The organism is Pseudomonas sp. RIT-562 (assembly GCF_026241895.1).
Lineage (GTDB): Bacteria > Pseudomonadota > Gammaproteobacteria > Pseudomonadales > Pseudomonadaceae > Aquipseudomonas > Aquipseudomonas mandelii_F.
Window position 1 is genome coordinate 75,584 of the sequence record NZ_JAPJIV010000010.1, and the last position, 12,159, is coordinate 87,742.

Annotated in this window: 9 protein-coding genes; 6 read left to right on the forward strand and 3 right to left on the reverse strand. The window is 60.7% G+C overall.

Features of this window, described 5'->3' with window-relative positions; genetic code table 11:
* Positions 1-2 precede the first annotated feature (2 nt).
* The 3 genes from ORL50_RS14515 to rloA are packed head-to-tail and all read right to left on the reverse strand — an operon-like array spanning position 3 to position 3,066.
* Positions 3-989, reverse strand: coding sequence for an alpha-L-glutamate ligase-like protein (locus ORL50_RS14515; RefSeq protein ID WP_266016015.1), 987 nt, complete (start codon positions 987-989; stop codon positions 3-5).
* The gene (gene rloB / locus ORL50_RS14520; RefSeq protein ID WP_266016017.1) at positions 989-2,524 is read right to left on the reverse strand and encodes an osmotic stress tolerance membrane protein RloB; all 1,536 of its coding nucleotides are present in this window, start codon (positions 2,522-2,524) and stop codon (positions 989-991) included. The genes ORL50_RS14515 and rloB overlap by 1 nt, the downstream gene beginning before the upstream one ends.
* Positions 2,525-2,529: 5 nt before the next feature.
* On the reverse strand, positions 2,530-3,066 hold the full coding sequence (rloA, locus tag ORL50_RS14525; RefSeq protein WP_266016019.1) for a retropepsin-like aspartic peptidase RloA: 537 nt from the start codon (positions 3,064-3,066) through the stop codon (positions 2,530-2,532).
* 302 nt (positions 3,067-3,368) lie between these two features.
* On the opposite strand from rloA, the gene ORL50_RS14530 reads away from it, so the two are divergent.
* From ORL50_RS14530 to prpD, 6 genes are all read left to right on the forward strand, one after another.
* Positions 3,369-4,088, forward strand: coding sequence for a GntR family transcriptional regulator (locus tag ORL50_RS14530; RefSeq protein WP_266016226.1), 720 nt, complete (start codon positions 3,369-3,371; stop codon positions 4,086-4,088).
* The gene (prpB, locus tag ORL50_RS14535; RefSeq protein ID WP_266016021.1) at positions 4,085-4,975 is read left to right on the forward strand and encodes a methylisocitrate lyase; all 891 of its coding nucleotides are present in this window, start codon (positions 4,085-4,087) and stop codon (positions 4,973-4,975) included. The genes ORL50_RS14530 and prpB overlap by 4 nt, the downstream gene beginning before the upstream one ends.
* 193 nt (positions 4,976-5,168) lie before the next feature.
* Positions 5,169-6,296, forward strand: coding sequence for a bifunctional 2-methylcitrate synthase/citrate synthase (gene prpC / locus ORL50_RS14540; RefSeq protein WP_266016023.1), 1,128 nt, complete (start codon positions 5,169-5,171; stop codon positions 6,294-6,296).
* Between the two features lie 203 nt (positions 6,297-6,499).
* Entirely contained in the window at positions 6,500-9,097 is a 2,598-nt protein-coding gene (gene acnD / locus ORL50_RS14545) for a Fe/S-dependent 2-methylisocitrate dehydratase AcnD (protein WP_266016024.1), read from the forward strand.
* A gap of 56 nt (positions 9,098-9,153) precedes the next feature.
* Complete coding sequence (gene prpF, locus ORL50_RS14550) at positions 9,154-10,344, forward strand: 2-methylaconitate cis-trans isomerase PrpF (protein WP_266016026.1); 1,191 nt, start codon at positions 9,154-9,156, stop codon at positions 10,342-10,344.
* 214 nt (positions 10,345-10,558) lie between these two features.
* Positions 10,559-12,043 carry a 2-methylcitrate dehydratase gene (gene prpD / locus ORL50_RS14555; RefSeq protein WP_266016028.1) on the forward strand — a complete coding sequence of 495 codons (1,485 nt, stop codon included), beginning with the start codon at positions 10,559-10,561 and terminating at the stop codon, positions 12,041-12,043.
* Positions 12,044-12,159: the final 116 nt, after the last annotated feature.

The following is a 12,159-nucleotide window of genomic DNA, read 5'->3' on the forward strand; positions in this document are numbered from 1 at the left end:
GGTCAGCCTTCAACCGGCGGAATATGCCCGAACATCTCCTGCACGAACGCCACGCGCTCCTCGACCGTCTCGGTCACGCCACGGGCCTTCAGGTCTTCCAGCCGCGCCTCGACTGCATGGGTGCGCAACGTCAGCCCGCAATCGTTGGCAATCTGGATGTTCAGGCCTGGCCGGGCATTGAGCTCCAGGATCAGCGGGCCTTTTTCCTGGTCGAGCACCATGTCGACGCCTATGTAACCCAGGCCACACAGCTCATAGCAGCCGGCGGCGAGCTTCATGAACCCGTCCCAATAAGGCAACTGCACACCATCGACCGCATTGGTGGTGTCAGGGTGCTTGGTGATGATGTTGTTCAGCCAGGTGCCGCGCAATGTCAGGCCGGTGGCAAGGTCGACTCCCACGCCAATGGCGCCCTGGTGCAGGTTGGCCTTGCCGCCGGACTGGCGAGTCGGCAGGCGCAACATGGCCATCACCGGGTAGCCCATCAACACGATGATGCGGATGTCCGGCACACCCTCATAGCTGATGCTCTTGAAAATCTGGTCCGGGATCACCCGGTACTCGATCAGGGCCCGGTCGCGGTGACCGCCCAGGGAGTACAGGCCAGTGAGGATGCTGGAGATATGGTGCTCGATCTCCTCGTGGCTGATGATCTTGCCGGACACCGTGCGGTAGCGTCCTTCGAAGCGGTCGGCGATGACGATAATGCCGTCGCCGCCCGCGCCTTGTGCGGGCTTGACCACAAAGTCGGTGCGCCCGCCGATGATCGCGTCGAGCTTGTCGATTTCCTTCTCTGTGGAAATCACCCCATACAGTTCCGGCACGTGGATGCCGGCCGCAATGGCGTGTTCCTTGGTGATGATCTTGTCATCGACGATCGGGTACAGGCTGCGCTTGTTGTACTTGAGCACGTAGTCCGCATTACGCCGATTGATGCCCATGATGCCCCGGGCTTCCAGGGCCTTCCAGGTCTTCCAGAAACCGAACATCAGGCGTCAGCCTTCTTCAGGAACGCCTTGAAACGCACCAGTTCGGTCAGGCGGTAACCGCGATAACGACCCATGGCCAGCATGAAGCCCACCAGGATCAGCAGGACCGCCGGGAAGGTGAACACGAAGTACACCAGTTCCGGCACGCTCATGATCAGGTGCGCCAATGACGCGGCGAACAGGGTGCCAATCGCCACTTTCATGGCATGGCCGCCACCACGCTCTTCCCAGGTGATCGACAGGCGTTCGATGGTCATCGTCAGGATCACCATCGGGAACAGCGCGACCGACAGCCCGCGTTCCAGGCCGAGCTTGTGGCTGAACAGGCTGATAGCCGCAATCAGCACCACCACGAACGTCAGCACCACCGACAGCCTTGGCAACATCTGCAACTTCAGGTGTTCGAGGTAGGAGCGCAGTGACAGCCCCAGCGCCGTAATGATGGTGAACAGCACGATGCCAAAGCCCAGCTGGGTTTCCCGGAAGGCCAGGGCGATCAGTACCGGGGTGAAGGTACCGAGGGTCTGGATGCCGATCAGGTTGCGCAGGATCAGGATCACCAGCACGCCGATCGGGATCATCACCATGATCATGAACGTCTGCTGGGTCTGCAGCGGCAAGCCATACAGCGAATATTCGAGGAAGTTGGCGTCGGTGTTTTCATCCGTCAGCTTGGCCAGGCGAATGGCGTTCATTTCGCTGTTGTTCAGGCTGAAGGTCACATTGGCTTTTTTGCCGCCATCGACGGTGATCAGGTTTTCATCACCGGTCCACCACAGCAGGCGGTCGGTTGGCAGACCCTGCTCGCCGGTTTCCGGGTTGAAGTACAGCCAGTCGGTGCCGTTGAAGCTGCGCAGCCATAATTCGGGCACTTGCGGCTGGTCGGCCACCAGGCGAATGGTGTGCACCTTCTCGATCGGCACGTGGGCGATGGACAGCAGCAGTTCGACGATCCGCGCCTTGTGCACGGTGGAAGGATCGCCACCCAGCAGCAGTTTCACGTTGTCGTCGTTGAGATTATTGACGCGCTTGATCGCCTCGCCAATAAAGGTCTCGACGTCGGCCGAGTGCTGGCGGATTGGCGCGAGCAGTGCTTCGGCGGCGATTTTTTCCGGGCCTTCGACGACGATGCTGTCGCGGAAAGTCGGGCCCTTGATCTTGGCTTTCTCGCCGGTGTAGCGCTTGGTCAGCACCAGGCGGTAGTACAACGTCTGGTTGCCCTTGGCCCGGCGCGCAGACCAGGTGACCTTGCGGTTGCCGTCGACACGGTTGACCGCCACGCCATAGTTATTGGAGATGAAGCTTTCGTTGAGGCTGACATAGTCGCGGCTCAGCGGTGGCACGAACATCTGGATCTTGACCGGATCCTTGGCACTGGCGACGAACTCGACCTTGGCGTCGATGTTCCACAAGTCGTCGGTGGCGTCTTCGGTCACGGGAATGCCGAGCACGAAAATCTGATAGGCCGTAACTGAAATGCCCAGCACCACCAAGATGGCGATCAGGATTTTCAGATGGAGGGTAAGAGCGCGCATTGGAATTACTCTGCGGTATGTGCGTCGGTGGCGCAGGCGGGTTTGCCAGCAGCGTATTTAAGACTGGGATCGACCAGCGCGTCGAAGCGTTTCAGCGCTTCGGAGCCGATCAGGAGCGGGAATTGGAAAGCACTGCGGTCAGTTAGGTTCACTTCGATGCTGCGTAAAGCCGAACCCATGCAGATATCCAGCTCGATCACCGGACGGGCGGTGTATTTCTTGCCCTCATCGGGATCGTAGTCGCCGGCGCGTCGCTTGATCTTGCTGACCCGGGCCAGCGGTCTTTCGATCGGGTGCGAGTGCGCGGCGTCGATGGCCAGGTAGAAGCGCACCCAGGATTCGCCATTGCGCTTGAAGCGCTTGATATCCCGGGCACTCAACGAGGCGGTTTTCGCGCCCGTGTCGAGCTTGGCCGCGACTTCGAGGTCGATGCCATTGAGGGACGCATATTCGTTGAGGCCGTAAACGGTCTTTTCTCCCGCCGCAGCGAAGCCGGGCAGGCAAAGGAAATAAAGGAAGGTGGAAAAGGGCTTGAGTCTCATAAATCCTGGGGCGCAGCGGTCCGTGTATTGATTCTAGGCCCTGGCATCGCTGCGCAAGCTCCCTCGTATGCCAGCCATCATTTGATGACAGGCAGTGCAGATGTCACAAACAAATGCGGGCAGCATTCTAGCACGGTGGTTTTATGGCGCCACCGCTGGCAGGGGGCTATAACCTCTAGTGCCGCTTGGGTATGAAATAAGCGGTTATTAGACGATTGTCGACAATATCCATATTTCCTTTGACTGTGCGCGCTGTTTTAGCTAGTTTTTGCGGCATCAGCTTTCAAGGTGTCGACAATATGCTGGATCAACTCGATCCCCCGGTCATAACGCAGGACGATTCGGAGACTTTGTCCGAGAACGTCTTCCGGCGCATCCAGGCGGCCATCGTCAAGGGTGAGATCGCCCCGGGCAGCAAGATCTCCGAGCCGGAGCTGGCGCGCACCTATGGCATCAGCCGTGGGCCGCTGCGCGAGGCCATCCATCGCCTGGAAGGCCAGCGCCTGCTGGTGCGCGTGCCGCACGTCGGGGCGCGCGTGGTTTCGCTGAATCACGCAGAACTGCTGGAACTCTACGAAATTCGCGAATCCCTCGAGGGCATGGCCTGCCGCCTGGCGGCCGAGCGCATGACCCTGGAAGAAATCGACGAACTGCGCCGGGTGCTTGAAACCCATGAGCGCGATGAGGCGTTCCAGGCCGGCATCGGCTACTACCAGCAGGAAGGCGACTTCGATTTTCACTACCGGATCATCCAGGGCAGCGGCAACCGGACCCTGACCCAGATGCTCTGTGGCGAGTTGTATCAACTGGTGCGCATGTACCGCATGAAGTTTTCCACCACGCCCAATCGCCCGCACCAGGCGTTCGCCGAACACCACAGAATTCTCGATGCCATCGCCGACCGTGACGGTGAACTGGCCGAGTTGTTGATGCGCCGCCATATCGGCGCCTCCAAACGCAATATCGCCCGTCACTACCAGGACGGCGCTAACCAGACAGCCACTGAACGAGGTGAGTCATGAGTTCCAACAAGAGCACTCCAGGCCAGCGTTTCCGCGATGCGGTCGCCAGCGAGCATCCGCTGCAAGTCGTTGGCGCGATCAACGCCAACCATGCGTTGCTGGCCAAGCGCGCCGGTTTCAAGGCCATCTATCTGTCGGGTGGCGGGGTAGCGGCTGGCTCCCTCGGTGTGCCGGACCTGGGCATCACTGGCCTGGATGACGTGCTGACTGACGTGCTGCGCATCACCGACGTGTGCGACCTGCCGCTGCTGGTGGACGTGGACACCGGTTTTGGTTCTTCGGCGTTCAACGTCGCGCGCACCGTCAAGTCGATGATCAAATTTGGCGCGGCGGCGATTCATATCGAAGACCAGGTTGGCGCCAAGCGCTGCGGTCATCGCCCGAACAAGGAGATCGTGTCGCTGCAGGAAATGGTCGACCGCATCAAGGCGGCCGTGGATGCGCGGACCGATGACAGCTTCGTGATCATGGCGCGCACCGACGCCCTGGCAGTGGAAGGCCTGGAATCTGCCCTGGATCGCGCTGCAGCGTGCATCGAGGCGGGCGCCGACATGATCTTCCCGGAAGCCATCACCGAACTGGACATGTACAAGCTGTTCGCCAGCCGCGTGAAAGCGCCGATCCTGGCCAACATCACCGAGTTCGGGGCGACCCCGCTGTACACCACCGAGCAGCTCGCCGCTGCCGACGTGTCGCTGGTGCTGTATCCGCTGTCGGCCTTCCGCGCCATGAACAAGGCCGCGGAAAACGTCTACACCGCAATCCGCCGCGACGGCACGCAACAGAACGTCATCGACACCATGCAGACTCGTATGGAGCTTTACGATCGCATCGATTACCACACGTTCGAGCAGAAGCTTGATGCGTTGTTTGCCGCAAAGAAATAACGCAATCCTGTAGCAGCTGCCGAGCCTGCGAGGCTGCGTTCGAGGCCGAAGGACTCGCTGAACCGGGCGATCGTGTGTGCAGGTCTTACGACTGCTGAGCAGTCGGACGCAGGCTTCGCCAGCTGCTACAGAGTGTGCGATGCAATTTGAAAAATTTGCCGATTCCCTAACAAATTCAAGATTGGAGACAGCAATGGCCGAAGCAAAAGTACTCAGTGGCGCCGGGCTCCGTGGTCAGGTAGCCGGGCAAACCGCACTGTCCACCGTGGGCCAGGAGGGCGCAGGCCTGACCTATCGCGGTTATGACGTTCGCGAACTGGCGGCAGACGCTCAATTTGAAGAAGTGGCGTACCTGCTGCTGTACGGCGAACTGCCGACCCAGGCGCAGCTCGCCGCCTACCAGGACAAACTCGGCAAGCTGCGCGACCTGCCGCAAGCGCTGAAAGAAGTGCTGGAACGCATCCCCGCCGACGCCCACCCGATGGACGTGATGCGCACCGGCTGTTCGTTCCTGGGCAACCTGGAACCGGAGAAAGACTTCTCCGAACAGCACGACAAGACCGACCGCCTGTTGGCCGCGTTCCCGGCGATCATGTGCTACTGGTATCGCTACAGCCACGACGGCAAGCGCATCAGCTGCGTGAGCGACGAACAATCCATCGGTGGCCACTTCCTGCACCTGCTGCACAGCAAGAAGCCAAGCGAGCTGCACGTCAAGGTGATGAACGTTTCGCTGATCCTTTATGCGGAACACGAATTCAACGCCTCGACCTTCACCGCGCGAGTGTGTGCCTCGACCCTGTCCGACCTGTACTCGTGCATCACCGCAGCCATTGGTTCGCTACGCGGCCCACTGCACGGTGGCGCCAACGAAGCGGCGATGGAAATGATCGAGCGTTTCTCGTCGCCGGAAGAGGCGATCAAGGGCACCCTCGGCATGCTCGAGCGCAAGGACAAGATCATGGGCTTCGGCCACGCGATCTATAAGGACAACGATCCGCGCAACGAGGTGATCAAGGGCTGGTCGAAAAAGCTCGCCGAAGAAGTCGGCGACACGGTGTTGTTCCCGGTGTCCGAGGCGATCGACAAGACCATGTGGGAGCAGAAAAAACTGTTCCCCAACGCCGACTTCTACCATGCGTCGACGTATCACTTCATGGGCATCCCGACCAAGTTGTTCACCCCGATTTTCGTCTGCTCGCGCCTGACCGGCTGGGCGGCGCACGTGTTCGAACAACGCGCCAACAACCGCATCATCCGCCCGAGCGCCGAGTACACCGGCGTCGAACAGCGCAAGTTCGTGCCAATCGAACAACGCTGAATGGTGGAGGCTTGCAGCGGGATCTGAATTCAACACAGATCCCTGTAGGAGCGAGCCTGCTCGCGATGACGGACTGACATTCGAAATGGATGTCGACTGATTTACCGCTATCGCGAGCAGGCTCACTCCTACAGTGGATTGTGCGACTTCAAGTCCGGTGCCGGCCCCGACCTTTTGCAATTACCGTGACCGAGTCCCTGACGATGAATACTGAATTCCGTAAACCGCTGCCCGGCAGCCATCTGGATTACTTCGACGTCCGCGCGGCTGTCGAAGCCATCCAGCCGGGTGCCTACGACACCCTGCCATACACCTCCCGCGTGCTCGCGGAAAACCTGGTGCGTCGCTGCGACCCGGCCACGCTCACCGAATCCCTCAAGCAATTCATTGAACGCAAACGCGACCTCGACTTCCCGTGGTTTCCGGCCCGGGTGGTGTGCCACGACATTCTCGGCCAGACCGCGCTGGTCGACCTCGCCGGCCTGCGTGACGCCATCGCCCTGCAGGGTGGCGATCCCGCGCAAGTGAACCCGGTGGTGCCGACTCAGTTGATCGTCGACCACTCCCTGGCCGTCGAGCGTGGTGGCTTCGATCCAGAGGCGTTCGAGAAGAACCGCGCCATTGAAGACCGTCGCAACGAAGACCGTTTCCACTTCATCAACTGGACCAAAAAAGCCTTCAAGAACGTTGATGTGATCCCGCCTGGCAACGGCATCATGCACCAGATCAACCTGGAGAAAATGTCCCCGGTGATCCAGGTGCGCGATGGCGTGGCGTTCCCGGATACCTGCGTCGGCACCGACAGCCACACTCCGCACGTCGATGCACTGGGCGTGATCGCCATCGGTGTCGGCGGCCTGGAAGCGGAAAGCGTGATGCTCGGCCGCGCGTCGTGGATGCGCCTGCCGGAAAGCGTCGGCGTTGAACTCACTGGCAAGCTGCAACCGGGCATCACCGCCACCGACATGGTGCTGGCGCTGACCGAGTTCCTGCGTCAGCAAAAAGTCGTCGGCGCATGGCTGGAATTCTTCGGCGAAGGCGCCGCCGCGCTGACCCTCGGCGACCGCGCGACGATCTCCAACATGGCCCCGGAATACGGCGCCACGGCGGCGATGTTCTACATCGACCAGCAAACCATCGACTACCTCAAGCTCACCGGTCGTGAAGACGAGCAGGTGCAGTTGGTCGAGAACTACGCCAAGACCACAGGTCTGTGGGCTGACAGCTTGAAGCATGCGCAATACGAGCGCGGCTTGACCTTCGACCTGTCGTCGGTAGTGCGCAACATGGCCGGCCCGAGCAACCCGCACGCTCGCGTGGCAGTGTCGGACCTGGCCGCCAAAGGTATCTCCGGTCAGTGGGACGACGTGCCAGGCCAGATGCCGGATGGCGCGGTGATCATCGCCGCCATCACCAGCTGCACCAACACTAGCAACCCGCGCAACGTGATCGCCGCCGGCCTGCTGGCGCGCAACGCCAACAAGCTGGGGCTGACCCGCAAGCCATGGGTTAAATCGTCCCTGGCACCCGGCTCGAAAACCGTGGCGCTGTACCTCGACGAAGCCGGCCTGACCGACGAACTGGAGCAGCTGGGTTTCGGCGTAGTCGCATTTGCCTGCACCACCTGCAACGGCATGTCCGGCGCATTGGACCCGGTGATCCAGCAAGAGATCATCGACCGCGACCTGTACGCCACCGCCGTGCTGTCCGGTAACCGCAACTTCGACGGGCGGATTCACCCTTACGCCAAGAATGCGTTCCTGGCGTCGCCGCCCTTGGTGGTCGCTTACGCCATCGCCGGGACCATCCGTTTCGATATCGAAAAAGACGTGCTGGGGCTCGATGCGCAGGGCAACGAAATTCGCCTGAAAGACATTTGGCCAAGTGACGAAGAGATCGACGCGGTGGTCAAGGCATCGGTCAAGCCCGAGCAGTTCCGCCAGGTCTACATCCCGATGTTCGCCATCCACGAAGACACCGGCCCGAAGGTCACGCCGCTGTACGACTGGCGTGAGATGAGCACCTACATCCGTCGTCCGCCGTACTGGGAAGGCGCACTGGCCGGTGCACGGCCGCTCAAAGGCATGCGCCCGTTGGCGGTGCTTCCGGACAACATCACCACCGATCACCTGTCGCCGTCGAACGCGATCATGCTCGACAGCGCGGCCGGTGAATATTTGGCGAAAATGGGCCTGCCGGAAGAGGACTTCAACTCTTACGCGACTCATAGGGGAGACCATTTAACTGCGCAGCGCGCAACCTTTGCCAACCCGAAACTGTTCAACGAAATGGTCAAGGAAAACGGCAAGGTCAAGCAGGGTTCGCTGGCTCGCGTCGAGCCTGAAGGTCAGGTGATGCGCATGTGGGAAGCCATCGAAACCTACATGGAACGCAAGCAGCCGCTGATCATCATCGCCGGTGCCGACTACGGTCAGGGTTCGTCCCGAGACTGGGCGGCCAAGGGCGTGCGCCTGGCGGGTGTGGAAGCGATTGCCGCCGAAGGTTTCGAGCGCATCCACCGCACCAACCTGGTGGGCATGGGCGTGTTGCCACTGGAGTTCAAGCCGGGCACCGACCGCCACACCCTGGCCATCGACGGCAGCGAAACCTACGACGTGATCGGCGAGCGCACCCCGCGCGCCGAGCTGACGCTGGTGATCCATCGCAAGAACGGCGAGCGCGTGGATGTGCCGGTGACTTGCCGCCTGGATACCGCTGAAGAAGTGTCGATTTATGAGGCTGGCGGCGTGTTGCAACGCTTCGCCCAGGACTTCCTCGAAGAGTCGGCAGTCGCCGTTTAAAACACGCTGTGCGGGCCGGGAATGTGCATTCCCTGGCCCGCCTTGAAGGAGCACCCATGGCTCACGTACCGCAAATTAAAATCCCTGCGACTTACATGCGCGGCGGCACCAGCAAAGGCGTGTTCTTCAGCCTCACTGATCTGCCCGAAGCGGCACAGGTTCCCGGCCCCGCACGCGATGCGTTGCTACTGCGGGTGATCGGCAGCCCGGACCCCTACGACAAGCAAATCGACGGCATGGGCGGCGCGACCTCCAGCACCAGCAAAACCGTGATCCTGTCGAAAAGCCTCAAGGCCGATCACGACGTCGATTACCTGTTCGGTCAGGTCTCCATCGACAAGCCTTTCGTCGACTGGAGCGGCAACTGCGGCAACTTGTCGGCAGCGGTCGGTTCGTTCGCCATCAGCAACGGTCTGGTGGACGCCAACCGCATTCCGCAGAACGGTATTGCAGTGGTGCGCGTATGGCAGGCCAACATCGGCAAGACCATCATCGCCCACGTGCCGATCACCAACGGAGAAGTGCAGGAAACCGGTGATTTCGAACTCGACGGCGTGACCTTTCCGGCGGCTGAAGTGCAGGTCGAATTTATGGACCCGGCGGCGGAAGAAGAGGGCGGCGGTGGTTCGATGTTCCCCACCGGCAACCTGGTGGACGACCTGGAAGTGCCCGGCGTCGGGACCTTCAAGGCGACCATGATTAACGCCGGTATCCCGACGATTTTCGTCAACGCCGAAGACATCGGTTACACCGGCACCGAGTTGCAGGGTGCGATCAATGGCGATCCGAAAGTGTTGGCGATGTTTGAGACCATTCGCGCCTACGGTGCTTTGCGCATGGGTTTAATCAAGGATCTGGACGAAGCCGCCAAGCGTCAGCACACGCCGAAAGTGGCGTTCGTGGCCAAGCCAGCGGACTACGTGGCGTCTAGCGGTAAGGCGGTCAAGGCCGGTGACGTCGATCTGCTGGTTCGGGCGTTGTCCATGGGCAAGCTGCACCACGCGATGATGGGCACGGCAGCGGTGGCCATTGGCACGGCGGCGGCGATTTCCGGCACGCTGGTCAACCTCGCGGCGGGCGGTATTGAACGCAATGCCGTGCGCTTCGGCCATCCGTCCGGCACCTTGCGCGTCGGCGCCGAGGCCAGCCAGGTGAATGGCGAGTGGACCGTCAACAAAGCCATCATGAGCCGCAGTGCGCGGGTGTTGATGGAAGGTTTCGTGCGCGTGCCGGGTGATTCCTTCTAACCCAATTCCTGCAACAGATGCCTAACCCCTGTGGGAGCGGGCTTGCTCGCGAAGACGGACTGACATTCAACAATTATGTCGACTGACACATTGCTTTCGCGAGCAAGCCCGCTCCCACAGTTTGGATCGATTTACCAAAACAACAATGTGCATCCGCCGAGAGAAACCCTGAACCGAGGTCCCATCAACGAACCACTTCACGAGTGAATCGAACATGAGCACCAACGTCGACCAGAACAACCGCCCCGACTACGACTCCGTCCTGCAGGACATCGCCGACTACGTCCTGCACTTCAAAATCGAATCCGCAGAAGCGCTGGACACCGCCCGCAACTGCCTGATCGACACGCTCGGCTGCGGCCTGCTGGCCCTGCGCTTCCCCGAATGCACCAAGCACCTGGGCCCGATCGTCGAAGGCACGCTGGTGCCATTTGGCGCACGGGTGCCGGGCACCAGTTATCGCCTCGACCCGGTGAAGGCCGCCTGGGACATCGGCTGCATCGTGCGCTGGCTCGACTACAACGACACGTGGTTGGCGGCCGAATGGGGCCATCCGTCCGATAACCTCGGTGCCATTCTCGCGGTAGCCGATCACCTTTCGCAAAAGCGCCTGGCCAATGGCGATGCCCCGCTGACCATGCGTGCAGTGCTCGAAGCCATGATCATGGCGCACGAAATCCAGGGTGTGATCGCCTTGGAGAACTCCTTCAACCGGGTCGGCCTGGATCACGTCATCCTGGTCAAAGTGGCCTCGACGGCGGTCACTGCCAAGCTCATGGGCGCCAGTCGCGAACAGCTGTTGTCAGCCTTGTCCCATGCGTTTGCCGACGGCCAGGCGCTGCGCATGTACCGCCATGCGCCGAACGCCGGCTCGCGCAAGTCCTGGGCGGCGGGCGATGCCACCAGCCGTGGCGTGCGCCTGGCGGATATCGCCATGCGCGGGGAAATGGGAATCCCTGGCGTGCTGACCGCCAGGCAGTGGGGGTTCTACGACGTGTTGTTCAGCCACACCAATAACGATCTGGCGTTGAAAGCCGAAGCCAAGCGTGAGTTCAGTTTCTCCCGGCCGTACGGCAGCTATGTCATGGAAAACGTGTTGTTCAAAATCAGTTTTCCCGCCGAGTTCCACGCCCAGACCGCCTGCGAGGCGGCGGTGATCCTGCATCCCCAGGTGCGTAACCGCCTGCACGAAATCGACCGGATAGTCATCACCACCCATGAGTCGGCGATTCGTATCATTTCCAAGGTCGGGCCGCTGGCCAACGCGGCGGACCGCGATCATTGCCTCCAGTACATGACCGCAGTACCGCTGGCGTTCGGCAATCTGGTGGCCGAGCAGTACGAAGATGATTTCCATCAAGCGCATCCGATCATCGATGTGCTGCGCGAGAAAATGGTCATCGTCGAAAGCCCGCAGTACACCCGCGAATATCTGGAAGCCGACAAGCGTTCCATTGCCAATGCGATCCAGGTGTTTTTCAAGGACGGCACCAGCACCGAGGACGTGGCGGTGGAGTACCCGATCGGCCATCGTCGCCGCCGTGCGCAGGGCATTGCGCTGCTGCAGGACAAGTTCAAGGCCAACCTGCTGACACGATTCACCGGTCAGCGGAGCGAGGAGATTTTTGCGTTGTGCAAGGATCAGCAAAGTCTTGAGGCAACACCGGTTAACCGGTTTGTGGATTTGTTTGTTATTTGATTGACCGCGTTATCGTTCAATCGCGGGCAAGCCTTGCTCCCACAGGGTTTTGTAGTGAATGCAAAAACTCGCGAATTACCCTGGCAACCTGTGGGGGAAAGCCTTGCTCCCACAGG

What these genes read in the sequence shown, in the direction of transcription:
- rloA (WP_266016019.1), bottom strand. Translation starts at nt 3,066, where the DNA reads ATGAGACTCAAGCCCTTTTCCACCTTCCTTTATTTCCTTTGCCTGCCC.
- rloB (WP_266016017.1), bottom strand. Translation starts at nt 2,524, where the DNA reads ATGCGCGCTCTTACCCTCCATCTGAAAATCCTGATCGCCATCTTGGTG.
- ORL50_RS14515 (WP_266016015.1), bottom strand. Translation starts at nt 989, where the DNA reads ATGTTCGGTTTCTGGAAGACCTGGAAGGCCCTGGAAGCCCGGGGCATC.
- prpF (WP_266016026.1), top strand. Translation starts at nt 9,154, where the DNA reads ATGGCTCACGTACCGCAAATTAAAATCCCTGCGACTTACATGCGCGGC.
- prpD (WP_266016028.1), top strand. Translation starts at nt 10,559, where the DNA reads ATGAGCACCAACGTCGACCAGAACAACCGCCCCGACTACGACTCCGTC.
- prpB (WP_266016021.1), top strand. Translation starts at nt 4,085, where the DNA reads ATGAGTTCCAACAAGAGCACTCCAGGCCAGCGTTTCCGCGATGCGGTC.
- acnD (WP_266016024.1), top strand. Translation starts at nt 6,500, where the DNA reads ATGAATACTGAATTCCGTAAACCGCTGCCCGGCAGCCATCTGGATTAC.
- prpC (WP_266016023.1), top strand. Translation starts at nt 5,169, where the DNA reads ATGGCCGAAGCAAAAGTACTCAGTGGCGCCGGGCTCCGTGGTCAGGTA.